Annotated in this window: 27 protein-coding genes and 2 tRNA genes; 10 read left to right on the top strand and 19 right to left on the bottom strand. The window is 59.8% G+C overall.

Features of this window, described 5'->3' with window-relative positions; translation table 11 throughout:
• Positions 1–4 precede the first annotated feature (4 nt).
• Positions 5–1051 (top strand): DNA polymerase IV, encoded by a 1047-nt coding sequence (gene dinB, locus OP495_RS00965; RefSeq protein ID WP_280562193.1) that lies wholly within the window; start codon positions 5–7, stop codon positions 1049–1051.
• 7 nt (positions 1052–1058) lie between these two features.
• Here the strand turns inward: dinB and purU are convergent, their stop codons facing one another.
• Entirely contained in the window at positions 1059–1913 is an 855-nt protein-coding gene (gene purU, locus OP495_RS00960; protein ID WP_280566572.1) for a formyltetrahydrofolate deformylase, read from the bottom strand.
• Positions 1914–2168: 255 nt separating this feature from the next.
• On the opposite strand from purU, the gene OP495_RS00955 reads away from it, so the two are divergent.
• The gene (locus tag OP495_RS00955) at positions 2169–3767 is read left to right on the top strand and encodes a ribonuclease J (RefSeq protein ID WP_280566643.1); all 1599 of its coding nucleotides are present in this window, start codon (positions 2169–2171) and stop codon (positions 3765–3767) included.
• A 70-nt stretch (positions 3768–3837) separates the two neighbouring features.
• Here OP495_RS00955 and OP495_RS00950 read toward each other — a convergent pair whose 3' ends face one another.
• From OP495_RS00950 to OP495_RS00910, 9 genes are all read right to left on the bottom strand, one after another.
• Positions 3838–4134 (bottom strand): hypothetical protein, encoded by a 297-nt coding sequence (locus OP495_RS00950; RefSeq protein ID WP_280562196.1) that lies wholly within the window; start codon positions 4132–4134, stop codon positions 3838–3840.
• A gap of 174 nt (positions 4135–4308) precedes the next feature.
• Positions 4309–5298, bottom strand: coding sequence for a GTP 3',8-cyclase MoaA (gene moaA, locus OP495_RS00945; RefSeq protein ID WP_280562197.1), 990 nt, complete (start codon positions 5296–5298; stop codon positions 4309–4311).
• A complete protein-coding gene (gene moaE / locus OP495_RS00940; protein WP_280562198.1) occupies positions 5295–5753 on the bottom strand; it encodes a molybdopterin synthase catalytic subunit MoaE in 459 nt (152 codons plus the stop codon). Before moaE ends, moaA begins: the two co-directional genes overlap by 4 nt.
• A 10-nt stretch (positions 5754–5763) precedes the next feature.
• The gene (gene moaC, locus OP495_RS00935; protein WP_280566570.1) at positions 5764–6543 is read right to left on the bottom strand and encodes a cyclic pyranopterin monophosphate synthase MoaC; all 780 of its coding nucleotides are present in this window, start codon (positions 6541–6543) and stop codon (positions 5764–5766) included.
• Entirely contained in the window at positions 6540–7811 is a 1272-nt protein-coding gene (glp, locus tag OP495_RS00930; RefSeq protein WP_280566569.1) for a gephyrin-like molybdotransferase Glp, read from the bottom strand. The genes moaC and glp overlap by 4 nt, the downstream gene beginning before the upstream one ends.
• On the bottom strand, positions 7808–8374 hold the full coding sequence (gene mobB / locus OP495_RS00925; RefSeq protein WP_280562201.1) for a molybdopterin-guanine dinucleotide biosynthesis protein B: 567 nt from the start codon (positions 8372–8374) through the stop codon (positions 7808–7810). Before mobB ends, glp begins: the two co-directional genes overlap by 4 nt.
• Positions 8375–8520: 146 nt before the next feature.
• Entirely contained in the window at positions 8521–9120 is a 600-nt protein-coding gene (gene mobA, locus OP495_RS00920) for a molybdenum cofactor guanylyltransferase MobA (protein WP_280562202.1), read from the bottom strand.
• 68 nt (positions 9121–9188) lie between these two features.
• Positions 9189–9422 carry a hypothetical protein gene (locus tag OP495_RS00915; RefSeq protein ID WP_280566567.1) on the bottom strand — a complete coding sequence of 78 codons (234 nt, stop codon included), beginning with the start codon at positions 9420–9422 and terminating at the stop codon, positions 9189–9191.
• A gap of 104 nt (positions 9423–9526) precedes the next feature.
• Entirely contained in the window at positions 9527–9745 is a 219-nt protein-coding gene (locus OP495_RS00910; RefSeq protein ID WP_280566565.1) for a hypothetical protein, read from the bottom strand.
• Positions 9746–9831: 86 nt separating this feature from the next.
• Between OP495_RS00910 and OP495_RS00905 the strand changes: the two genes are divergently transcribed.
• On the top strand, positions 9832–10419 hold the full coding sequence (locus OP495_RS00905) for a cupin domain-containing protein (RefSeq protein WP_280562205.1): 588 nt from the start codon (positions 9832–9834) through the stop codon (positions 10417–10419).
• Between the two features lie 3 nt (positions 10420–10422).
• Here the strand turns inward: OP495_RS00905 and OP495_RS00900 are convergent, their stop codons facing one another.
• The 6 genes from OP495_RS00900 to OP495_RS00875 all read right to left on the bottom strand — a co-directional run bounded on the left by OP495_RS00900 (position 10423) and on the right by OP495_RS00875 (position 15120).
• Complete coding sequence (locus tag OP495_RS00900) at positions 10423–11670, bottom strand: uracil-xanthine permease family protein (protein WP_280562206.1); 1248 nt, start codon at positions 11668–11670, stop codon at positions 10423–10425.
• A 128-nt stretch (positions 11671–11798) separates the two neighbouring features.
• Positions 11799–12428 carry a uracil phosphoribosyltransferase gene (gene upp, locus OP495_RS00895; protein WP_280562207.1) on the bottom strand — a complete coding sequence of 210 codons (630 nt, stop codon included), beginning with the start codon at positions 12426–12428 and terminating at the stop codon, positions 11799–11801.
• A 136-nt stretch (positions 12429–12564) separates the two neighbouring features.
• Positions 12565–13257, bottom strand: a complete 693-nt coding sequence (gene ung, locus OP495_RS00890) for a uracil-DNA glycosylase (protein WP_280562208.1) — start codon at positions 13255–13257, stop codon at positions 12565–12567.
• Between the two features lie 37 nt (positions 13258–13294).
• The gene (gene gpt / locus OP495_RS00885) at positions 13295–13783 is read right to left on the bottom strand and encodes a xanthine phosphoribosyltransferase (RefSeq protein ID WP_280566564.1); all 489 of its coding nucleotides are present in this window, start codon (positions 13781–13783) and stop codon (positions 13295–13297) included.
• A 65-nt stretch (positions 13784–13848) separates the two neighbouring features.
• Entirely contained in the window at positions 13849–14394 is a 546-nt protein-coding gene (locus OP495_RS00880; RefSeq protein WP_280562209.1) for an adenine phosphoribosyltransferase, read from the bottom strand.
• A 111-nt stretch (positions 14395–14505) separates the two neighbouring features.
• Positions 14506–15120 (bottom strand): riboflavin synthase subunit alpha, encoded by a 615-nt coding sequence (locus OP495_RS00875; protein ID WP_280566562.1) that lies wholly within the window; start codon positions 15118–15120, stop codon positions 14506–14508.
• A gap of 472 nt (positions 15121–15592) precedes the next feature.
• Here OP495_RS00875 and OP495_RS00870 point away from each other — a divergent pair, with 472 nt between their 5' ends.
• The 4 genes from OP495_RS00870 to OP495_RS00855 all read left to right on the top strand — a co-directional run bounded on the left by OP495_RS00870 (position 15593) and on the right by OP495_RS00855 (position 18778).
• Positions 15593–16636 carry a methionine ABC transporter ATP-binding protein gene (locus tag OP495_RS00870; RefSeq protein ID WP_280566560.1) on the top strand — a complete coding sequence of 348 codons (1044 nt, stop codon included), beginning with the start codon at positions 15593–15595 and terminating at the stop codon, positions 16634–16636.
• Positions 16617–17270 carry a methionine ABC transporter permease gene (locus OP495_RS00865; RefSeq protein WP_280562213.1) on the top strand — a complete coding sequence of 218 codons (654 nt, stop codon included), beginning with the start codon at positions 16617–16619 and terminating at the stop codon, positions 17268–17270. Before OP495_RS00870 ends, OP495_RS00865 begins: the two co-directional genes overlap by 20 nt.
• A gap of 124 nt (positions 17271–17394) precedes the next feature.
• Positions 17395–18222 (top strand): MetQ/NlpA family ABC transporter substrate-binding protein, encoded by an 828-nt coding sequence (locus OP495_RS00860; RefSeq protein ID WP_280562214.1) that lies wholly within the window; start codon positions 17395–17397, stop codon positions 18220–18222.
• Between the two features lie 82 nt (positions 18223–18304).
• A complete protein-coding gene (locus OP495_RS00855; protein WP_280562215.1) occupies positions 18305–18778 on the top strand; it encodes a GAF domain-containing protein in 474 nt (157 codons plus the stop codon).
• Between the two features lie 67 nt (positions 18779–18845).
• On the opposite strand, the gene OP495_RS00850 is transcribed toward OP495_RS00855, so the two are convergent.
• Together OP495_RS00850 and OP495_RS00845 are read right to left on the bottom strand one after the other, a co-directional pair.
• Positions 18846–18922, bottom strand: a tRNA-Val gene (locus tag OP495_RS00850).
• Between the two features lie 69 nt (positions 18923–18991).
• A tRNA-Val gene (locus tag OP495_RS00845) sits at positions 18992–19068 on the bottom strand.
• A 357-nt stretch (positions 19069–19425) separates the two neighbouring features.
• On the opposite strand from OP495_RS00845, the gene OP495_RS00840 reads away from it, so the two are divergent.
• The 3 genes from OP495_RS00840 (at position 19426) to OP495_RS00830 (ending at position 23055) form a co-directional block, all read left to right on the top strand.
• A complete protein-coding gene (locus OP495_RS00840; RefSeq protein ID WP_280562216.1) occupies positions 19426–20190 on the top strand; it encodes a DeoR/GlpR family transcriptional regulator in 765 nt (254 codons plus the stop codon).
• A 129-nt stretch (positions 20191–20319) separates the two neighbouring features.
• On the top strand, positions 20320–21825 hold the full coding sequence (gene glpD / locus OP495_RS00835) for a glycerol-3-phosphate dehydrogenase (protein ID WP_280566558.1): 1506 nt from the start codon (positions 20320–20322) through the stop codon (positions 21823–21825).
• 126 nt (positions 21826–21951) lie between these two features.
• Entirely contained in the window at positions 21952–23055 is a 1104-nt protein-coding gene (locus OP495_RS00830; protein WP_280566557.1) for an endonuclease/exonuclease/phosphatase family protein, read from the top strand.
• A 95-nt stretch (positions 23056–23150) separates the two neighbouring features.
• Here the strand turns inward: OP495_RS00830 and OP495_RS00825 are convergent, their stop codons facing one another.
• Complete coding sequence (locus tag OP495_RS00825; RefSeq protein WP_280566555.1) at positions 23151–24530, bottom strand: class II fumarate hydratase; 1380 nt, start codon at positions 24528–24530, stop codon at positions 23151–23153.
• Between the last annotated feature and the right edge of the window lie 119 nt (positions 24531–24649).

Genomic DNA, 24649 nt, shown 5'->3' with positions numbered 1-24649 from the left:
CATCATGCGCAAGATCCTTCACGCCGATTGCGACTGCTTTTATGCCGCCGTGGAAATGCGCGACGATCCGGCGTTACGCGACATTCCCCTGGCGATCGGAGGTAGCCCCGAGACGCGCGGCGTTGTCGCCACCTGCAATTATCCCGCGCGCGCCTTCGGCATCCATTCGGCAATGCCCATGGCACGTGCCATGCGTCTGTGTCCGCACCTGACGCGACTCTCCCCGAACTTCGAAAAATACCGTGCCGTCTCGGCGCGCATCCAGGCACTGTTCCATGAATTGACGTCACGGGTGGAGCCCTTGTCCCTCGACGAGGCGTATCTGGATGTCAGCGAGGTCACACGCTTTCAGGGCAGCGCGACCTGGATGGCCAAATGGCTCAAACAGGAGGCACTGGCGCGGACGGATATCGTCATCTCGGTGGGCGCGGCACCCAGCAAGTTCCTCGCCAAGCTGGCCAGCGACTGGGATAAGCCGGATGGGCTACGCGTGATCGCACCGCATGAAGTCGAGCCTTTTCTCCTCGCTCTGCCCGTCAAACAACTGCATGGTGTCGGCCCGGCGACAGCGTCCAAGCTCGAGGCACTGGAGATCGTCACCTGCCGCGACCTGCGCGAATGGCCGCTCGAAGCTCTGGTCGAGCGCTTCGGCAAGTTCGGACGTCGGCTATTCGAACTGGCGCGTGGCATCGATGAACGCCCGGTACAGATCGAGCGTGAACGCAAGTCCGTCAGCGTGGAGACGACGTATCACCGCGATCTGCCCGACCTGGCCAGCTGTCACGACGCACTCACGCCACTGATCGACCGCTTGATGAAACGCCTTACGCGGCACGGCACGCCAGCCATTCAAAAACTGTTCGTCAAGGTTCGCTTCAACGACTTCAGCAGCACGACGCTTGAAACCGCAGGACGCGAAGCCTTGGGTACACGCTTTCAAGCCCTTCTGGATGGCGCCTGGGCCCGCGGCGAGCGCCCCGTGCGCCTGCTGGGGGTCGGCGTACGCCTAACCCCCGAAGCGCAGCAACGGCAGATGACACTCTTCGACTGATCTCTCCTCAGGCAAAGACGACCGTCTTGTTGTCATGGATCAAGACCCGGTCCTGCAAATGCCAACGTAGCCCCCGCGCCAGCACCGCTTTTTCGACATCACGCCCCAGACGCACCAGGTCCTCGGCGGTATGGCAGTGCGTCACGCGCTGGATATCCTGCTCGATGATGGGCCCCGCGTCGAGCTCTTCGGTCACATAGTGACACGTCGCACCGATCAGCTTGACGCCCCGCGCGTAGGCCTGATGGTAAGGCTTGGCGCCAGCGAAGGAGGGCAGGAAACTATGGTGAATATTGATGATCCGCCCGGCATATCGCTGGCACAGGTTGGGCGGCAGGATCTGCATGTAACGCGCCAGCACTACCGTATCCGCCTGCGCCTCTTCGACCAGCGCCTCGACCCGAGCAAATGCCGCCGCCTTGTCGTGGGCATCGACCGGCACATGATGAAACGCAATGCCATGCCATTCGACCAGCGCACGCAGCGCTTCATGATTGGAGATCACGCAGGGGATCTCGCAATCGAGCTCACCCGCGTTCCAGCGGTACAGCAGATCGACCAGACAATGCGAAGCACGCGAGGCCATCAGGACGACGCGTTTGGGCTTTGCGGTATCGCTCAGTGCCCAGTCCATCGAGAACTCACCGGCAATGGCGGCAAAATCGTCGCGCATCGCATCGATACTCAGCGGCAAAGACTCAGCCTTGATTTCGTAGCGCATGAAAAAGCGCCCGGTGGCCAAGTCCGAGTGTTGATTGGCCTCGGTGATCCAGCCTCCGTGACCAGCGATGTAACTGGATACGCGAGAAACGATGCCCACACGGTCAGGGCACGAGACGATAAGACGATACGAATGGGACATGCGCGCTATCACCAATCCTGAAATGTGGCGGTGATCGGCGCTCTCTTGAGGGAGTCGCTTTTCACCAAAAGGCGCCTATTGTAGCGAATTCGAGGATCACAAGAAGCCTCGATTGTGGCCGCGCCGCGGCATCCCGTATAGTAATGGACATCTTCACGTTAAGGGGTAACGATGTCCCAACCACACATCCAGGTACGCGCACGCCGCAAACCACCCCTTCAGATACTCCCCCTCGGCGGCTGCGGTGAAATCGGCATGAATTTCACCCTTTACGGGCATCTTGATCACTGGATCGTGGTCGACTGCGGCATGATGATTCGCCAGGACCTTCCTCAAGCGCCCCTGCAAGTCCCCAATATCGACCTCTTGCCTTCTCAGGGTATCGTTCCTCAGGCGATTCTCGTCACGCACGGACATGAAGATCACATCGGCGCGATTGCCTGGCTGTGGCCCCGTTGGCAATGCCCCATCCATGCGACGCCACTGGCCGCCGGCTTGCTGCGTCTGCGCTTCGCCGAGCAGCAACTGCCCACCGATACGATTAACGTCATCACGCCCGACGAAGCCGTGCAAAGCGGTCCTTTCGATGTACGCTTTTTACCGCTGCCGCACTCGATCCCCGAAAGCTGTGCCCTGCTATTGGCGACATCCGACCATCGTGTCCTGCACACCGGCGACTGGAAGCTCGACCCCGAGCCCTTGATCGGTAACCCTGTATGCCCGAAGCGTTTCCAGACACTGGCGCCTATCGACCTCGTTGTCGGCGATTCCACCAATGCTCCCGTCTGCGGACATTCACGCAGCGAAGGCGACGTCGCGCGCGCGCTCGAGACAACGATCGGCGCTTGCCCCGGCCGTGTGATCGTCAGCTGCTTTGCCAGCAACCTGGCGCGCATCCTGGCACTGGGTCGTGCCGCCAAGGCATGCGGACGACGCGTCAGCCTCATGGGGCGTTCGATGGAGCGCATGGTGAACATCGCCCGAGGGCTTGGCTATCTCGAGGACTTTCCTTCCCTGGTCCCCGTTCACGACCTTGGCTATTTGCCACCCGAAGAGGTGCTGGTCATTGCCACCGGCAGCCAAGGGGAACCACGCTCCGCACTATCTCGTCTGGCCCAGGGACAGCACGCCGATTTCGAACTCCAGCCCGGCGACAGCGTGATTTTCTCGGCCAAGGCGATCCCGGGTAACGAATTGCTGATCGAGCGGTTAAAGGCAGGGCTCAAGCGCGCCCACGTAACCCTCTACGATGAATTCAACCATCCCGAGCTGCATGCCTCGGGGCATCCCGCACAGGACGAATTGCAGCGTCTTTATGGCTGGCTTGCCCCCCACCGCTTGCTGCCCATACATGGTGAGTTCGCACATCAACAAGCGCATAGTGACTTAGCGGAATCGCTGGGTATCGAGGTGCCCTGGATACCTCGCAATGGCGATATGCTGCGCTTCGATAACGAGGGCCTGAGTTGCCTTGCGCGCCACTCGCTGACGCCGCATATCGTCACTCAGAATCGCATTCATCCCCTGGAAGGCTTGCGCGCTCCCGCCATGTCGAGCATGCATCGCCGCAGCGGCATCTTGAGTTTGACGCTCCCGGTCGTGCGACAGACCGTGGGATGGGCACGCGTGGGACGTTTGTTGTGGGAGACGAGCCACGACCTTGCACTGGACGATACCGCCCTCGCCGATTGGCTCGACGATCAGTTGACCATGCATGAGGCGGACACCATCGCCAAGTTACGTCAACAATTGCACGCTCCCTTGATGCATTGGCTCGACGAGCACCTGCGTCATCTTCCCGATGTCCATCTGCATATCATGGCCGCAGAAGAGACCTCGCCTCTCGACTCATGACGCAACTCCTTATGAGGCAGCATGAAAAAACGGACCCTACGGTCCGTTTTTAGCGTCCCACGCGCGACACTTACTGCTTGCGTTCCTTATCTTTCTTCGGCGGCCGTCCCCGACGCTTGCGCGGCTTTTCGGACATCAAGTCGTCCAGAGAAAGGCCGGCATCGCTCATCGCTTCACGAATTTCCGCCAACTTCTGCTCTTTTGCGGCTTCTTCAGCTTGGCGCTTGTGATCTTCCTGCTGCTTCTGCTCGATCACTTCACCGATGACTTCCGACAGCTTGTGGAGCTGCTCCATACTGAGCTGTCGTGCGGCAGCGCGAGCCACGTTTTTATTTCGCGCAATGCGCTCCAGAGTATCAGTGGACATTCGCCTCCTCCATTTGAGATAACCAACCTGCAGCATAACGCCTTGGCGTTTCTGAAAAGTATATGACTCGAACTTGGTTTAGCAAGAAAATAATGCCCTCATGCCAAGTTGAACCTTATATCTTTATGGTCAGGAGACACATCACGCTACCGCGAATAAAGAACACACAAAATATTATCCGCCCGTCATATTCATGAAACGCACGATATCCACATCACCATCCGTGCGGAAATGATGGCGCTCGGGTTTCAATGGCATGGCCTCGACGATGCGCTGCTTGAGGCGCTCCATATCACCAGGATAACGCCGTAAAACCTCACGCAGATCGACCGAATGTTCGTTGCCGAGACACAGTAACAAGCGCCCTTCTACCGTGACCCTCACCCGGTTGCAGGTGTCGCAGAAATTATGGCTGTGCGGTGAAATGAAACCGATGCGCGAATCGCTATCCGGCATCCGAAAATAACGTGATGGCCCCAGGGTATCTTCGGTGGTCGGCAACAGCGCATAGTGCGATGCGATAGCCGCGTGGACATCATCGCTGGAATAAAAGGTTTCTGCGCGCGAATGATCGGATACGTCGCCCAGCGGCATTTCTTCGATAAAGCTGATATCCACGCCTTCTCGACGCGCGAAGTCAACCAGATCGATAACTTCATCGTCGTTACGCCCTTTAAGCACGACGGCATTGAGCTTGATACGCTCGAACCCGGCATCGCGCGCGGCACGAATACCGGCAATGACATTTTCGAGATTACCAGTACGCGTCACGTTGCGGAAGCGCTCGGGATCGAGTGAATCAATACTGATATTGAGGCGCTGCATACCGCCTTCTCGTAGTGCCTTGGCATGCTTGACCAACCCCGCACCATTGGTGGTCATGGCAAAGTCCTTGAGGCCCGGAAGCGCACCGACACGCGACACCAGATCGTCGATGCCACGCCGCACCAGCGGCTCACCGCCGGTCAAGCGAATCTTTTCCACGCCCAGTTCGACGAACGCACGCGCCACCTGTTCGATCTCTTCAAGCGTCAATATCTGTGCACGCGGCAGAAACGTCATGTCCTCGCTCATGCAATAGACACAGCGAAAGTCACAGCGATCCGTCACCGAGATACGCACATAGCGGATCTGGCGCTGAAAATTGTCGATCAGCTCGGTCATGCTTCCTCCCAACGGTTTGCGTCCCGCGCGTCACTGTCACGCGCCGAGACCCAATACGTCCCGCTTGCAGTATGTTCTTTTTTCCAGAATGGCGCACGTGTCTTGAGGTAGTCCATAAGAAAATCGCACGCATCGAATGCCGCACGGCGATGAGCACTCGCCACCATGACCAGAACGATGGGGTCACTTGGCGACAAGCGGCCGACACGATGTACGATACGTATACCGTCGAGCGTCCAGCGCGTCATCGCCTGCCCGGCAATGTCACGCAGCGCCGCCTCGGTCATGCCTGGATAATGCTCCAGCGACAGGGCCTCCACGTCCGGGCGCTCATTGAAATCGCGCACCAGGCCGGTGAAAGTCACCACAGCACCTATATCATGACGCCCCGTCAGCAATTGACGTTGCTCCTCGCTCACATCGAATACCGGAGACTGCACACGCACATCGATCATGATTGCCCCCTCATCCACCGGTGACCGGTGGAAAAAACGCCACTTCATCCCCACCGGAGAGCGATGTTTCCTCATGCGCCATGGCATGGTTGACGGCACATAAAATGCGCGCAGCAGACAAGGCCGCGAAGCGGGGATCCTGTGCCTCAAGCGCGGTCTTGAGACTCGCGACATCGGGGCTTGTCAGCGATGCGATCGGCACTGTCACCTCTTCAATATCCAGGCCCTCGCGCAATTCGGCGAGAAACTTGACGCGTATTGCGGCGCTGTCGACGGAAGGGTTTTCAGACGCGTCGCGCGTCGCGGATACGTCCTCGGAGGCGCGATGCCACTCACCGGACTTGCCGCCTGTCTTGTGTTCCAGGCGCACGCCTTCGACCACCATGTCCTTGTCGACCGCCTTGCACATATCGTAGAGCGTCAGGCACGCAACCGAGACCGCGGTCAGCGCCTCCATTTCCACACCGGTGCGACCCGCCAGACGGCAGCGGGACTCCACATGCACGCAGGAAGCAGCTTCGTCGAGGCGAAAATCGACACTCACCTTGGACAGCAACAACGCATGACACAAGGGGATCAATTCATGCGTGCGCTTAGCGGCTTGAACGCCAGCGATGCGTGCCGTGGCCAGCACATCGCCCTTGGGCAAACCACCTTCGGCCAGCAATGCCAGTGTTTCCGGGCGCATGACGACGCGTCCGCTTGCCACGGCCTCGCGCTGCGTTTCGGCTTTGTCGCCGACATCCACCATGTGGGCTTCGCCACGCGCATTGAGATGGGTCAAACTCATGTCAGGTCACCAAACGGTTGTATCGTCACCAGCGCTCCCGCCTCGACGGCGGCACATCCGTCACCGATTTCGATAAGGCAATTGGCCGCCACCATCGAGCTGAGAATCCCCGATCCTTGACGGCCCGTAGTACGCACCCAAAGCTGGCCGGCCTCATCACTGGTATAGACACCGCGATGATAATCGACGCGTCCCTCGCGGCTTTTCAAGGGCTCGGCGGCCAACGCCGTGAAACGGGACGGTTGCCAGTCATGTTCGCCCTGCATGCGCCGCAACATCGGCTGCACGAATTGCAGGAAGGTCACCATGACTGCCACGGGATTGCCGGGCAGTCCGAAGAAAGGCACCGTCACGCCCCCCGTTTGATGGATACGCCCGAACGCCAAGGGTCTTCCCGGGCGCATGGCGATCTGCCATAACCCCAGCTCGCCAATGGCTGTAAGCGCGGGCTTGACCCAGTCGGCTTGGCCAACCGAGACGCCCCCGCTGGTCATTACCATATCCGCCTCATGGGCCGCCGCCACGAGGGAAGTACGCATGCTGTCGAGATCGTCCTGCAGAATGCCCAGGTCGATGACCTCGCAGCCCAAGCGGCTCAGCAGGCCCTGCAACGAAAACCGGTTGGTATCGTAGATGCCGGCGGGCGGCAGCGACTCGCCCGGCGCCGAGACTTCGTCACCAGTGGAAAACACGGCCACACGTAGCGGGCGAAACACCTCGACCTCCGCGTACCCCAGCGAGGCCAGCAGCCCCAAGTGCTGCGGCCGCAAGCGTGTCCCTGCACCCAGCGCGCGTTGGCCGCGCGCGATATCTTCGCCGGCCTGGCGCACGTTCTGTCCACGCCGCACCCGATCGGGTCGTTCGACGCGCACGCGACCGTGAATCCCCACATCGGCGAGCTGCTCGCTCATGACGACGGTATCCGCGCCGGCCGGCAGTAGCGCGCCGGTAGTAATCCTCACCGCCTGGCCCGGCGCCAGCGATGTCGTCAACCGCGTACCTGCCAGGACATCACCCACCACGTCCACGTACATGTCGCCTGCCGGCGCGTCGTCGGGCCACGCCAGCGTAATGCCGTCCATGGCAGCATTGGTGTTCTGCGGCACGTTGATCGGCGATACCGCATCCACCGCCAATATCCGATTGCCAGCCGCCGCCAGGCTAACCAGGTGCGTAACGACTGGCGGCGGCATCATCGTCGCCAGGGCCTCGAGCGTCTCTTCGACGCTGAGCATCCCCTCGCCCAACTCAAAACAGGATAAGATCATGACGTCTCCCGAGGGCCGCGACGCATGTCAGGCCAACGTTGCGGCCAGGCCTGTAGCCAGTCGATCAAGGCGTCATGATCGTCCAACAACAAGCGCTCGACACCATCCGGCAGCGCGATATCGTCGGGAGTCGCCACCGCTCGTATCCAGGGATCATCGGCCGCCATCAGCGGCTTTTCCAGGGCCTCGCGATGCAGCTCCAGCTTGGGCAGAGGCCAGGTTTTGAAACCTTCGACCAGAATCAAATCCGGCGCCAAGGGCAGCACATGGGGGATCAACTCCGCGAGATCGGCCTCCTCGCGTTCGGGTGTTTCCATCATCAAGGCAAAACGCTTGCCCGACGCCACCAGCATCGGCGTCGCGCCTGCCCGACGCAGCCGATAACTATCCTTGCCGGGGCGGTCGATGTCGAAGGCGTGATGGGCATGCTTGATCACTGCCACCTGCATTCCCGCATCGGCTAGTCTGGGCAAAAGTGCCTCGAGCAGCGTCGTCTTGCCGGCCCCACTCCAAGCGGCGATCCCCAGCAGTGGCGTGTCTAGCGCATCGAACGATAAGGTCATCGCGTCTCGTCGTCCTCATTCCAAGTCGTCGGGGGGAGAACCCTCAATGGGTAACAGGGGGCAACAAACATGCCGCGCGACCACCATTGATGTGATAGCAAATCGCCTTGGCTCTCCAAAAATCGCACAGGCAGGCAGTCACCGGGTCAAAATGACTCGCTAGAGCGCCAGCGCCGCTCCATAACGTCACGATCATCGGAGGAGTTGAGGTTGGCGAACGCCTCGGGCTGATCGGAAAAATCGACATGACACCACGGGTGGCGCGCATACCAGCGATCTATCTTGCGCTCGCCATCGCGCAGGGCCGCGCCGAGATCGTCGCGCAACGCGGTATCGATCAAGGCCACTACCGGGTACGCCCGTTGGCCGTCATGTGCGACCGCGATACGGCGGTCGCCAAGCCCTTGCTGCAAACGCAGCGCCAGATCCGCCGGCAGCGCCGGGGAATCGCAAGGCACGAACAGCGCCCACGGGGTGTCCACGGCACATAACGCGCTCCACATGCCCATGAGCGGCCCATGATAGCCGCTCTCACGGTCGTTGATGAGCGGATATCCCAGCGCACGATAACGCTCGAGGCTGCGATTGGCATTGATCGCGATGCAACCAGCCTGGAACGCCAAACGGTTTACCACGTGCGTGATCAAGGGCTCACCCGCAAACGACTCCCAGCCTTTATCGCGGCCGCCCATGCGACGCCCTTCTCCTCCCGCCAATACCACGGCGGTCACTTCATTCTCGTGCATGCCTATCGCTCCCGGACTGGCTGTCACTCCCACCATCATACTCGGCTTCACTGCACACGCCGAGCCACTTACCAGGTGCGCACGGCAATGACCGCGTCACACCGCCCCTGCTTGAAGACACTTACCTGTAGGCATCGTTGTTCGAGGCACCAGTACTCATCGCAGCGCTCGGTCAACACGCTAGGTTGATGGGCACTGAGCACGACGGCATAGCCCGCTTCATGCAGCGACGAAATCCATGTACTGACATCTGCAATCGCCTGACGATCGAGGCTGGCGGTGGGCTCGTCAAGCAGCAGCACGCGCCATGTTTCCACGCCAGCCATGCCAGCGGGTGTGCTAGAAGCCCACGGTCACAATAAATCCAGTGCCGCCCGCGCGCTGGGCACACGCGTCTCCGAGCCCATCAGAACGCCTTGCAACGTGCAGCCCAAACCCTCGAGCGACGCGTCGAAACACGTCCCTGCACGCCTTCCGGCGTGCCGAGTGCCACCGCGGTCAATTGCAACAGGTGCTGATCAACGTGCTGCTCAATGCCAGCCAGGCCAGTACCTCGCCGATGAGCATTCCCCAGCGGTGCCGAGGAAGCCACTACACGCAAGCTGATCGCATCACTCAGCGACATGGCCTCACCTTCCTCACGCGGCGGTTAAGATCGCCGCGCCGAGGCGCTATCATGGCTCGATAACGTCTCATCACAAAGGATCATCCATGAGCGGATTCGACGTCGGCGCACGTCTCAAGCAATTGCGCACGTTGCGTGATTTATCGCAACGCGAGCTAGCAAAACGTGCCAGCGTGACCAACAGCACGATTTCACTCATCGAGCAGAATAGCGTGAGTCCCTCGGTGAGCTCTCTGAAGAAGATCCTCGATGCCATACCGGTCTCGATCAGCGAGTTCTTCGCCGGCGAGAAAACCAGCCCCCAGGAAAAGGTCTTCTACCGGGCCGAAGAGTTGACGGAAATCGGCGACGGCCACCTCTCTTGGCGCCTGGTCGCCGCACGCCACCCCAGCCGTGGCATGTCGATCATCCACGAGCATTATCCGTCGGGCGCCGATACCGGCGAAGACATGCTCGAACACGAAGGTGAGGAAGGCGGTGTCGTGATTACCGGCATGATCGAGCTTACCGTCAACGGTGACACGCAATGCCTGCATACGGGCGATGCCTACTATTTCGATTCGCGACTGCCGCACCGCTTTCGCAACACCGGCGACGCGGACTGCGTCATCGTCAGTGCCAACACCCCGCCAGGTTTCTCAGAGGGCGGGGCGAGCACACATCATCGGCGTTAGGCGTCATTCATGCTCGGCGGCCGGCGGCAAGACCCAGTTGAGAACGATGCCAACCAAGGCGGCCAAACTCACGCCCTGCAAGGCGTATTCACCACTGCCAAGCTGCATGCCGCCGATCCCGAAGACCAGAATCAACGACACCACCACGAGATTGCGCGATGCGGTCAAGGACTGACCGCCACGCACCAGAGAGTTCATCCCTACCACCGCGATGGAACCGAACAGCAGCGTCATGATGCCGCCCATCACCGGTGTGGGAATGGTCTGCAACAATATACCGAGCTTGGAGACGAACGCCAGCACGATAGCGGTACAGGCCGCGACGATCATGATCGCCGGGTTGAAATTGCGCGTAAGCGTCACCGCCCCGGTGACTTCCGAGTAGGTCGTATTGGGTGGTCCACCGAAAAGGGCTGCCACGGAAGTTGCCAGCCCGTCGCCAAGCAGGGTACGTTTGAGACCCGGTTTTTCCAGATAGTTGCGACGCGTTACCGAACCGATTGCCACCATGTCGCCGATGTGCTCGATCACCGGTGCAATGGCCACCGGAATCATGAACAGGATCGCCGCAAGATTGAAGGTCGGGGTCACGAAATCGGGCCACGCCAGCCAGGCGGCATCATGCACCGGCGTCAGGTCGACCACGCCCATTGCCAGGCCCAGCGCATACCCCACGACGATCCCGCCCATGATCGGGATCAGGCGAATCAGGCCACGCCCGAAGACGGCCAGCACCAGTGTTACCAGCAAGCTGACCATCGACAGCGTGATGGCCTGGGCATATCCCATGTCGCTGTTATCGCCCGTCGCCATGTCCACCGCGACGGGCGCCAATGCCAGACCGATCACCATGATCACCGGCCCCACCACCACCGACGGCAGCAAGCGATGTAGCCAGGCGGTACCCTTCAAGCGCACGATCTGCGAGATCGCCACATAGATCAGCCCCGCGACGAACAGTCCACCCAATGTGGCGGGGATGCCATAGCTGGCCACCGAGCCTTGAATGGGCGCGATAAAGGCAAACGAGGACGCCAGGAACACCGGGATGCTGCGTTGCGTGACGCACTGAAAGATCAAGGTACCAATGCCCGCCGTGAATAGCGCCACACTCGGATCCAGTCCCGTCAAAAGCGGCACCAGCACCAAGGCTCCGAATGCCACGAACAGCATTTGAGTTCCGGTGATCAGCGTGCGCGGCCAGGACGACGTTGGCGTGGAGTTGGCAAGCGGGGGCTCGGTATCCGACATGACGAGAAGTCTCCAAAGCAATTAAAGCAGTACGCTCAAGCACCGCCCACGACGTGCCACATGCCAGGGCGAGGTCCCAAAAAAGCCCCTGAGTGCAAAACGTCAGGGGCCGCGTGGCAGATATCGTCTCAGCGCGTGCCGAATATCTTGTCGCCGGCATCACCAAGACCCGGAATGATGTAGCCATTCTCGTCGAGGCGCTCATCGACGGAAGCGGTATAGATTTCCACTTCGGGATAAGCCTCCTGAACTCGGGCGATACCCTCAGGCGCCGCGACCAGAACGATGACTTTCACGAGCGGACAGCCACGCGCCTTGAGCATATCCAGCGTCGCCACCATGGAGCCCCCCGTAGCCAGCATGGGATCGATGACGATCGCCAGACGCTCGTCGAGATCACCGACGAACTTCTCGAAATACGGCACCGGCTCCAGCGTCTCTTCGTTGCGATAAAGCCCCACCACACTGACACGCGCACTGGGAATGAGATCGGTAACGGCATCGAGCATGCCCAGACCGGCACGCAGAATGGGAACCACGGTCACCTTCTTGCCCTTGAGCAGTTCGACTTCGAGCAAGCCGCCACTCCATCCCGGAATCTCGGTCTTCTGAGTCTCGAGATCCTGCGTCGCTTCATAGGTCAATAACTTGGCGACTTCGCTGGCCAGCTCACGGAAGCTCTTGGTGCTGATACCGGCTTCACGCATCAGGCCCAGCTTATGCTTGACCAGGGGATGTTGGATGGCATGAACGCTCATGTCGGGGGATATCCTTTCGGCGATGACGAGCCGAACCGCACTTCACATCGGCCACGCGGGTACGTCACGGATGCGACCGGAGAGCGGCCCGGATTTGCACGTATTCTAGCGTGCCAGGGAGCGCGGGTTAAGGGGACTAGATGAACTCAGGCTGTGCCGGCAGTTGCCAGTCGATGCCCTCTCGGCCCCGTGCGGCCAGAAAGGCATTGGCTTGAGAGAAGTGACGCTGACCGAAGAAGCCACGGTGCGCCGACAAGGGCGAAGGATGCGGGGCATGCAACACCAGGTGTTTCTGACGGTCGACGAACGATGCCTTCTTCTGGGCATAACTGCCCCAAAGCAAGAAAACCACCCCATCGCATTGCTCATTGACCACCTGAATTGCACGGTCGGTGAAGGCCTCCCAGCCCTGCCCCCGATGCGCGCCGGCGTTACCCTGCTCGACGGTCAATACACTATTGAGGAGCAACACGCCCTGACGCGCCCAGGACTCGAGAAAGCCGTGCGAAACCGGGGTCGTGCCCACGTCCTGCGCCAGTTCCTTGTAAATGTTCTGCAATGAAGGCGGTGCGGGAATGCCGGGGCGCACCGAGAAGCACAACCCATGCGCCTGATGTGGCCCGTGATACGGGTCCTGCCCCAAGACCACGACGCGGACCTGATCCAACGGCGTCAACTCGAAGGCACGAAACCAGTGATCCGAATGCGGATAGATCACCTTGCGCGCGGCTTTTTCACGCGCCAAAAACGCGCGCAGCGTCTGCATGTAGGGCGCCTCGAATTCCGGGCCCAGATGACGCTGCCAGCTATCCGGCAAGACTTGAGACATCACACACCTTCCTTACGCTTGCGTTGGGCAACGAGACTCATGAATCGCGCGAACGCACCTGGTCGACCAACGGCTCGACATAGGCAATGCCCATGTCCCACGGGAACTGAATCCAGCAGTTCTGCGCGACTTCGGTCAAGCACTGATCGACCAGCGGACGACCTTCCGGCTTGGCATAGATGGTCACGAAATGCGCCTTGGGCAGCATCTCGCGCACCGCCTGCGCCGTCTTTCCTGTATCGACCAGGTCATCGACCAGCAACCAACCATCGCCATCGTGGTCGACGCCCTTCATGACGTTCAGGCCGCCCTGCTCCTTGTGTTCGTAACTCTTGATGCACACGGTATCGATCAGACGCACATTGAGTTCACGCGCGATCAATGCAGCGGGAATCAATCCGCCGCGGGTGATCGCGACGATACCTTTAAAGTCTCGCTCGACGAGTTGGTGACACAGGACACGCACATCGCGATGCAACTGGTCCCAGGAAACGGTGAACTGCTGGTGGTAGCGATCGGTACTCATTAGTAGACCCTACTAACGGAAGATAAGGGGCGGCAGAGTGCGCGGCGGCCACGCACCCACGTGCATCATTCGTCTTCGGTAAAGGTGCAAGCAGCGAAGACGCTATGGCCAGCATCGCGGAGCTTCTGCGCGCCGCCAAGTTCGGGAAGATCGATGATTGTGGCGGTCTCGACCACGTGTCCGCCGCTACGCTGGATCAGCGAGGCCGCCGCCAGCATGGTGCCACCAGTGGCGATCAGATCATCCATCACCAGGATACGGTCGCCTTCGCGGAAGGCGTCAGAATGCAACTCGACGGTCGATTCACCGTATTCCAGCGTATAGGTTTCGCTGATGGTCTTGAACGGCAGCTTGCCTTTCTTGCGCACCGGCACGAAGCTACAGTTCAGCTCATAGGCAACCGGCGCGCCGATAATGAAACCGCGCGCATCGATGGCGGCGATTGCATCCAGATTGAGCTCCTGATAACGGTGGACGAAGCTATCGATGAGCTTGCGGAAAGCGGCACTGTTCTGCAGCACCGGCGTGATATCACGGAAATTGACCCCCGGGTGGGGCCAATCGGGGACGGTGCGAATGACCGACTTTATATAATCGCCATAAATGCTCATCTGAGGCTCCATCAGCTAGGCACGCGGTTTAGCCGCGACGGGCAGCGGACAAAGCCGTAAATGGTACCCAATGCAACGCCAGGAATCGAGGGTGTACAACAGCGCGTTCGTTCATTCGGCGCTACGCGATGCCAACACCCGCTCCACCGTCTCGACAATCGCCTGAGTCTGCGGATCGATCTCGATGTTCACCCACTCGCCCAGCACGCGCTCGCCCAATGTCGTGCGCGACAAGGTCTCGGGAATCAAGTCGACGCAGAAGCGCGCGCCATCGACGGCACCGATCGTCAAACTGATGCCATCGACGCCAATGTAGCCTTTCTCGAACAGAAAACGCGCATGCACCTCTGGCATCGCGAACCACAAGCGACGGTTGCTGGGGGCCTCGTCAAGTTCTTCCAAGGCCGCCTGACAGATGACATGACCGGACATCGAATGGCCACCGATTTCGTCACCGATGCGCGCAGCACGCTCGAGATTGACCTGGTCACCAACGCTCAGCGCTCCCAAGTTAGTGAGGCGCAATGTTTCACGCATCAGATCGAAGGACACTCGGTCGCCCTCGATGCGAGTCACTGACAGGCAGCATCCATTATGCGACACCGAGGCACCGGTTTCGAGCCCGTCCACCATGCCCTCGGGAAACGACACGATATGGCGCCGGAACTGCGTTTCCTCTTCCACGGCCACCACCGTTCCCATGCCCTGCACGATACCGGTAAACATCTCGACTCCTTGACCAATGCTTTCACACTTCAAAAGCCATCATTCTACCATGACCCATCGGCCCCCATCGTCAGACACCTATACCTTTAAATGCTCCCCCAAATAGGTGATAACACTGAATAAAGTCCTTGAATGCAAGAACGTGGCCTATAGATATTGACAGATCTCGAGTCGATCCCTAAAATCCAACGCTTCTTGAGCGCCGATTTGTCCCCAGATTGCGGGCGCGCCCGGGCATGTTCCGGGGAAATACCGCTAAAAGGGTGTGTCCAGCGTTGATGGCCACCCGCCTGGGTGGCCTTTTTTTATGGCCACAGCCTACAAATCCCGCCACAAAGGCAGTCCAGTCTCGTTATAATGCTGGATTTTGCCACATGCGACGCCACTCCAGGCATGACAATGCTTCGGTCGCCGACGATCGCCGGCGTGCCACTGGCCATGACGTCCCAACGCATCGACCCAAACGAAGACGATGATCAAACTCGACGGTGTCTCCAAAACCTATGGGGCCGGTCCCACGGCGATCCATGCCCTAAAAAATATCGACCTGGAAGTCCCGAAGGGCGCCATCCATGGCGTGATCGGTCTCTCCGGCGCGGGCAAGTCAACGCTGATTCGCTGCGTCAACCTCCTCGAACGCCCGACCGAGGGCCATGTCATCGTCGACGGCCAGGACTTGACCCAGCAGGACAGCGAAGCCCTGCGGCAATCGCGCCATCAGCTCGGCATGATTTTCCAGCATTTCAACCTGCTCGCCTCGCGCACGGTTTTCGACAACGTAGCGCTGCCGCTGGAGTTGATGGGCGTATCGAAAGGCGAGATTCGCGAGCGCGTCGGGCCGCTGCTCGACCTCACGGGCCTGACCGACAAGGCCACGCAATATCCGGCGCAACTCTCGGGGGGACAGAAACAGCGTGTGGCCATCGCGCGCGCCCTCGCCAGTCGCCCCAAGGTACTGCTCTGCGACGAGGCGACGTCCGCCCTCGACCCACAGACGACGGCGTCGATCCTCGAACTGCTACAGGACATCAACCGTAAGCTGGGACTGACCATTCTGCTCATTACCCATGAGATGGAAGTGGTCAAGAGCATCTGCCACCGTGTTGGCCTGATCTCGGATGGCGAGCTGGTGGAGGAAGCCGACGTCGGCGATTTCTTCACCGCACCGGCGACACAACTGGGACGCGATTTTCTCAACGCCTTTCTCGAGCTCGAGCCACCGCAAGTGCTGGTCGAGCGTCTCGAGGAAGCACCCGGCGAGCATACACATCCCGTGGTCCGTCTGGCGTTTTCCGGCGCCAATGTTGCAACGCCGCTCATTTCGCGCCTGGCACGCGATAGCGGCGTCGATGTCAGCATCCTGCAAGCCAAGGTGGAGTCGATCCAGGGCCGCACGCTAGGCCTGATGATCGCCGAGCTCATCGGCACGCCCGAGAAAACGTCACAAGCGCTCTCGCAACTCGAATCCCACGACATCAATGTAGAGGTACTCGGCCATGTCCAGCGCGATGCTTGAACTGATCCTCGAGGCAACGCTCGATACACTCTATATGGTCGCCCTGTCGGGCGCGGTCTCGGCCGTGATCGGCATTCCTCTCGGGGTTCTGCTGTATGTCACGCGTCCGGGGCAGATCCTCGCGCAGCCAGTCGCCCAACGCGTTCTGGGAATCGTCACCAATATAGGCCGTTCGATTCCCTTCATCATTCTCATGGTGGCGATCATTCCCTTCACGCGCCTCGTGGTCGGCAGTTCCATCGGCACCAACGCCGCCGTCGTGCCGCTCATCATCGCCGCGATTCCCTTCGTCGCGCGCCTTGTCGAAGGCGCGCTCAACGAGATTCCCCCAGGCCTGATCGAAGCCGCCCAGGCCATGGGCGCCACTCCGCTGCAGATCATCACCAAGGTGCTCTTGCCGGAAGCCAAGGGCGGTATCATCAACGGTCTGACCATTACCGTGGTCACGCTGGTCAGCTATTCGGCCATGGCCGGCGCCGTCGGGGGTGGCGGTCTGGGCGATCTCGGCATCCGTTATGGCTATAATCGCTTCGACCCGATGATCATGCTCATTACGGTGGCGATACTGGTGGTCATGGTGCAGGGCTTTCAAAGCCTTGGCGACCGCTTGGTACGCAAGGCCGACCATAAATGAGTGCGTGGCCAGTGGAACAAACATAAAGCTATACTAGGAAAAACTTTTATATCCAAAAAGCATAAATACTTTTCGGGAACCATCGTGCATCCGGCGGCAACGCCTCATTCAAGGAGCTCACAACATGAACGACACTCTCGCCCAGGTCCTACACCCCGTGCGTCTCTTCGGTGCTGCGGCACTGCTCGGCGCCGGCTTGATCGCCGGCTGCGGCAGCGATGACGCCGAAACGCAATCGATCAAGGTCGGCACCGTGGCAGGTCCGGAAACGGACGTCATGGAAGTCGCCAAGCAAGTCGCCAAAGACGACTATGACCTCGATATCGAAATCGTCGAGTTCACCGACTACGTCTCGCCCAATGCCGCCCTCGCCGACGGCAGCCTGGATGCCAATGCCTTCCAGCATGAGCCGTACCTGAATAGCATGATCGAGGACCGCGATTACGATTTCGCCATCGCCGGAAAGACCTTCGTCTACCCGATCGGCGCATATTCCGAACGCTACGACGACATCTCCAGCGTACCCGACGGAGCAACCATCGCATTGCCCAACGACCCTTCCAATGAAGGGCGCTCGCTCATTCTGATGCATAATGAAGGGCTGCTAGAGCTCGACGATCCGGAAAACCTCGAAGCGACACCGGTGGATATCAGTGATAATCCGCATGACTACGAGTTCCGCGAAATCGAAGCCGCCCAACTGCCGCGCGTGCTGCCCGATGTGGACCTGGCCTTCATCAACAATACTTTCGCCCAGCCGGCAGGTCTCAGTCTGGATGACGCATTGATCAAGGAAGGACCGGAGTCGCCCTACGTCAACTTGATCGTGACGCGTAAGGACATGCAGGACGACGAAGCGATCCAGAATCTGGTCAAGGCGTATCAATCGCAGGCTGTCATCGATAAGGCTAACGAACTTTTCAAGGGCGCAGCAGTTCCCGGCTGGAAGTAACCACCGTCAGCTGCTTCGTTCGACAGGCCGGCCCCACAGGGTCGGCCTGTTTCGTTATCACCCGCATCCGCCTGGAGACATCATGAGTGACTACGCCCTGCTTGCCCGTCAACTGGAAACCCTGCTGGACACCCGTGATTGGCTGACTAACGCGGCACAGACCTGTGCCTTTCTGAAGCACGAGATCACCGACCTGAACTGGGCTGGCTTTTACCTTCAGCGGCAGCCTAGCACGCTCATCCTCGGACCATTCCAGGGCTTGCCGGCCTGCAATCCCATCCCTTTCGACACAGGTGTGTGCGGCGCCACCGCCACGACACGTCGCACACAACGTGTCGCGGATGTCCATGCCTTCCCCGGACACATCGCCTGCGATGCCGCGTCACGCTCGGAGTTGGTGGTACCCATCGTGCACGACGGCGAACTCTGGGGGGTGCTGGATCTCGACAGCCCACGCCTCGAGCGCTTCAGCGAAGACGACCAACGCGGGATCGAGCGCTTGGTTGACATCTTCATCGCCGCCAGCGATCTCTCAACATCCAGCGTGACCGGATAAACTCGACGGCACGAAGATCAAACGCAAACGCCCCTGCTGCAATAAACAGCGGGGGCGTTCAATATTCTGGTAGGACCGAGCGGACTTGAACCGCTGACCTCCACGATGTCAACGTGGCGCTCTAACCAACTGAGCTACGGTCCTGCAAATCGATTGTTGGCAGCATTTAGACGCTAAGCACCAAAAACATTACGCACTTCCACATTAAGCACTTGGTAGGACCGAGCGGATTTGAACCGCTGACCTCCACGATGTCAACGTGGCGCTCTAACCAACTGAGCTACGGTCCTATTTTTACTCGTTTTGACAATGCCATTACTGCTTTTGACGACTCTCGCCTTGGCAACGGATGCGCATTTTACGCAGGCCGTAGAAAATTGCAAGCCCCGACCTAAAAATTCGCCAAGGTTCAGACGCTTGACGCAAGCACTCGGCACGCCCCACTCCTGCTTGTAAAAGTTCGCTTTAGCGGGCAAAACCTACGTCTACTTTCGTTTTACAACAATTTATAATGCCTTTTTCCGCACTAGTGCATGATTTAGCATAGCCTTGCAGCCTGCACTGCGCCGCCTGTTCAATGTTCGCGTATACCCACACGACATGGCTCATTCATCGGCCGTTTTACTCGCCAGGTAACGGAACCTCCCATGACACAACAAGACCGCCACGACGCCATCGTCACCCTGGTGAAGCATCAGGGCTACGCCTCTATAGAGCAGCTCACACAGCATTTTTCCGTCACGCCACAGACGATTCGCCGCGACCTCAACCAATTGGCCGACGAAGGCGCAATCAAGCGCGTGCACGGTGGGGCCGGCCTTGAATCGAGCACCGTCAACACCGCCTATCATACGCGCAAGACACTCAATGCCGATGCCAAACAGCACATCGCTGAATGCGTTGCCGCACAGATTCCCGACTCCGCCTCCTTGTTCATCAACATTGGCACCAGCAATGAAATGGTCGCCGAGGCACTACGCGACCATCAGGGCCTAGAGGTCATTACCAACAACCTCAACGTGGCGGCAATCCTTCAGCACAAAGAGGATTTCAACGTCATCATCGCTGGCGGTCAGGTGCGCTCGCGCGACGGCGGCATCATCGGCGAAGCCACGATCGACTTCATCAATCAGTTCAAGGTCGACTACGGTATCATCGGCATCAGTGGCATCGACGATGACGGCTCGTTGCTCGAATTCGACTATCAGGAAGTCCGTGTCGCCCAGGCCATCATCCATAATTCGCGCCAGGTCTTCCTGACCGCCGATCACTCCAAATTCCATCGCAATGCCGTGGTGCGCCAAGGCAACATCTCGCAGATCGACGCATTGTTCACGGACCGCCAACCGCCCGACGGCATCCTGCGCCTGCTACGCAAACATGATGTAACACTGCATATCGCCGGCGCCTGATCGGCTTGTCCCGCTTATGGCGTCACTCGGTGACGCCATGTTCGTTGCGTCAACTTGATGTTCGTTTACGATTACGCTACTTTCATATTCGAACATACGATCTGCGAACCCAACCTTGCGGAGCTTGCCATGAACGCCTCCCCCCGACAGGACATACTCGACCTTTTCGTCATCGGTGGTGGCATCAACGGCACCGGTATCGCCAATGATGCTGCTGGCCGTGGCTTGCGCGTCGCCCTGAGCGAGCAGCACGATCTCGCCAGCGCGACCTCCTCGGCGAGCAGCAAACTGATCCATGGCGGTCTGCGCTACCTTGAGCATCGAGAATTTCGCCTGGTACGCGAAGCGCTGCACGAGCGTGAAGTGCTGTTACGCAAGGCACCGCATATCGTCTGGCCGCTGCGCTTCATCCTTCCACACCAGCCGCATTTACGTCCGGCCTGGATGATCCGAACGGGTCTATTCCTTTACGATCATCTCAGCCAGCGTGCCAGCCTACCCGCATCGAAGGGATTGCGCTTTGACGCACAAAGCCCCCTCAAACCAGTTATCAAGCGCGGTTTTGAATATTCCGACTGCTGGGTAGATGATGCCCGGCTAGTCGTTCTCAATGCCATGCAAGCGCGCGAACATGGCGCCGATATCCAGGTGGGAAGCCGCTGCGTCGGAGCGCAGGAAGAAGACGGCCTCTGGCACATCACGCTGGAAGATGTCACCACTGGCAAACGTCATATACGACACGCGCGCGCCCTGGTCAACGCTGCCGGGCCTTGGGTGGAGCAGGTAGTGCGCGAAAACGCCCAGCGCGATTCGCGCTACGGCGTTCGCATGATCCAGGGCAGCCATATCGTCGTGCCGCGCCTCAACACTGACGAGCGCGCCTATATCCTGCAGAACAAAGATCGTCGCATCGTCTTCGTGCTGCCCTATCAGCAGGACTACAGCCTGATCGGAACGACCGACGTCCGATACCAAGGTGATCCAGGCCAGGTCAACGCCAGCCGTCAGGAAATCGACTACCTGCTCGACGTGGTCAATCAACATTTCATCCAGACGCTCTCCCACGAGGACATCGTCACTACCTTCTCGGGTGTGCGGCCGTTATGCGATGACGAATCCGCCGACCCCTCGGCGATGACACGCGACTACACGCTCGACCTTGACGCACGCGGTGCACCGCTGCTGTCAGTCTTCGGGGGCAAGATCACTACTTACCGCAAGCTGGCCGAAGCCGCCCTGGAGCAACTGAAGCCCTACTTCACCGAGGCCGGATCACCGTGGACCGCCGAGGCATCGCTCCCTGGCGGTGACATCGACTCGCGCGAGGCATTTGCCATGCAGCTCGTCCGCGATTATCCCTTCTTGGGGGAAGCCCGGGCGCGGCGTCTAGCCTCGAGTTATGGCACGCTATGCCTGCGCTTCCTGCACGGCGTCAGCCGCAAAGACCAGCTTGGCGAAACGTTCGGCGCAGGCCTCACGCAGGCCGAAGTCGACTACCTGCTACGTGAAGAATGGGCGCGTTCACCGGACGACATACTCTGGCGACGCACCAAGCTGGGGCTGCGTTTCACGCCCGAACAACATCACCGCCTGACTGCCTACCTCAATCGTCATTGCCAAGGCCGTGCGGCCTGACGAGCCTATGTGGTGACGCCATTGCTTGGCCCCATCACCACGTAGCCTGCTATCCTCGATCTCCACGCTGACCATGGACGGTAACGCCCCGGCATGGAGCCAGGGCCAGCGCCGCCGGACGAGGCCATGATGATTGAGTATATCGCTGAGATAGCGCTTGCCCTGCTCGCGCTTGCGGCATTTATCGCCACTGCCATCCCGTGGCTGGATTTACGCTACTGGTGGGTGCGCGGTTTCGACTTTCCCCGCATGCAACTGGCGGTACTCGCCATCGTGATTTTCATGGCTTTACTGTGTGTGCTGCCTTGGTCGCCACTGGGCTGGATTGGCGCCATCGCGAGTTTGATAGTGCTCGGCGTGCAAGGCGCGCGCATTTTCCCTTGGACACCGCTGGCAGCACGCCAGGTGGTAGATGCCGAAGGCGAGGATGCTTCACGTCAATTTTCGTTGCTGGTCGCCAACGTTCTCACGCCCAATCGCCAGGCTATCTCACTGATGCACCAGATCCACGCGGTCGATCCCGATATCGTGCTGACATTAGAATCCGACGCCTGGTGGGAAGAGCGCCTCGACGAAGCGCTGAGCGAAAGCCATCCCCATACCGTCAAGATTCCCCTCGACAACCTCTACGGCATGCACCTGTATTCACGTCTCGCGCTGCATGAGCCGCATGTCGAATGGTTGATCCAAGACGACATTCCGTCGATACACGGTTGGTTCGAGCTGCCTAGTGGCGAACGCGTACGCTTTCATGCCGTACATCCACGGCCACCTGCGCCCGGCGAAAGCGATGAATCGCTATGGCGCGATGCCGAGCTGTTGCTGGTCGGCCAGACAGTCCGGGACTCGGATCAACCCACGCTGGTCGCCGGTGACCTCAACGACGTGGCATGGTCGAAGACGACGCGCCTTTTCTGCCGCATCAGCGGCATGCTGGACCCTCGCCGCGGACGCGGGCTTTACAGCACCTTCCACGCCGAGCATCGTTGGCTATGCTGGCCGCTGGATCACGTCTTCGTCAGCGAGCATTTCACCTTGATCGCACTACGCCGCCTCTCGGCGTTCGGCTCCGATCACTTCCCGATTCTCGCGACCTTCCGTTATCGGCCGGCACGTGCCGATGAAAACGACAGCCCGGACGCGGATCGCGAAGAGCGCCAAGACGCCCAGGAAACCATCGAGGAAGCCCATGACCGGCGTGGCGAGGAGCCTGTCAAGAACGACGACTGAGCCCGTCTTTGTCACCCAACGAGACAGCCAAGTGCGATGAGCTCAATACATTGGGCGCCCCTGAGAGCGCCCAAACCTCCTGCCGTTTTATCACGTCATTCGGGAATGCCGCCTTGTGTCAACTGCGTGGGATCGAGCAGACGTTCGAGTTCCTCGCGGGATAATTCGGTTTCTTCCTCGGCTACGTCGATGATCGGCCGTCCTGCCTGATAGGCTTTTTTGGCGACCTGCGCCGCCGCGTTGTAGCCGATGACCGAGTTGAGCGCAGTCACCAAGATGGGATTGCGCGACAGCGGCGCCTCGATATTGTCACGCCGCACGTTGAAGGTCGCGATGGCACGATCGGCGAGCAGCGTACTGGCGCTGGACATCAAGCGAAGCGATGTCAGTAGGTTCGAGGCAATCAACGGCAGCATGACATTGAGCTGGAAGTTGCCGCTCTGCCCCGCCACCGTGACCGCGCTATCCAGCCCGATCACCTGTGCCGCGGTCTGCGCCGCTGCCTCGGGAATCACCGGATTGACCTTGCCCGGCATGATCGAGCTGCCTGGCTGCAAGGCCTCGAGCTCTATCTCTCCCAGTCCCGCCAAGGGGCCTGAGTTCATCCAGCGTAGATCATTGCTGATCTTCATCACCGCACCGGCATAGGTACGTAGCTGGCCGGACAACTCGACGGCAGCATCCTGCGATCCCAGGCTGGCGAAGAAGCTATCGTTGGGGCGCAGGTTGAGCCCCGTCTGCTCGCCGAGCGCCTTGGCGACCCGCTCGGCGAATTCAGGATGGGCGTTGATCCCCGTGCCCACCGCCGTGCCGCCGAGCGCCAAGCGTGTCAGCCGCTGCTGGGTGCCTTCCAGGCGCTCGATGGCCTGAGCGACCTGGTTGGACCAGCCACCAAGCTCCTGACTCATGCGAACTGGCATGGCATCCATCAAGTGGGTACGCCCCGTCTTGACGACATCGTCTACCTCGTGCGCCTTGGCATCGATAGCCGACTGCAGGTGGCGCAAGGCGGGAAGTAACGTTTTTTCGACCTCCAGCGCCGCCGACAGATGCAACGCGGTGGGGATGACGTCATTGCTCGACTGCCCCATGTTGACATGGTCGTTGGGGCCAACCTCGGTGCCACTCTCGCTGGCGAGATGCGCGATCACCTCGTTGACGTTCATGTTGGTCGATGTGCCCGACCCCGTCTGGAAGACATCGATCGGAAACTGATCGCCATGCTCACCATCGACAAGACGCTGAGCCGCATTGATGATCGCCTCCGCGCGCGGGGCGTCGAGCAGGCCAAGGTCACGATTGACGTTCGCCGCCGCCAGCTTGACACGTGCCACCGCCTGAATGAACGCAGAGGGCATGGGCTGCCCACTGATGGGAAAATTGTTGATGGCACGCTGTGTCTGGGCGCCATACAGTGCATCGGCGGGAACCTCTAGCTCTCCCATACTATCGCGTTCAATGCGTGTCTCGCTCATCACACCCTCCTGATCGGTTGAGACCACCGTGCACGCGCCCCATCATGGCGATATCCGTCATTATCGACATTCATGACGGTCGCCCCTCCGGGGCGCACGCGCCCGGCGACTATCAATGT

This window comes from Chromohalobacter sp. 296-RDG (assembly GCF_029889885.1).
Lineage (GTDB): Bacteria > Pseudomonadota > Gammaproteobacteria > Pseudomonadales > Halomonadaceae > Chromohalobacter.
This window is presented reverse-complemented; position numbering and strand designations above follow the sequence as displayed.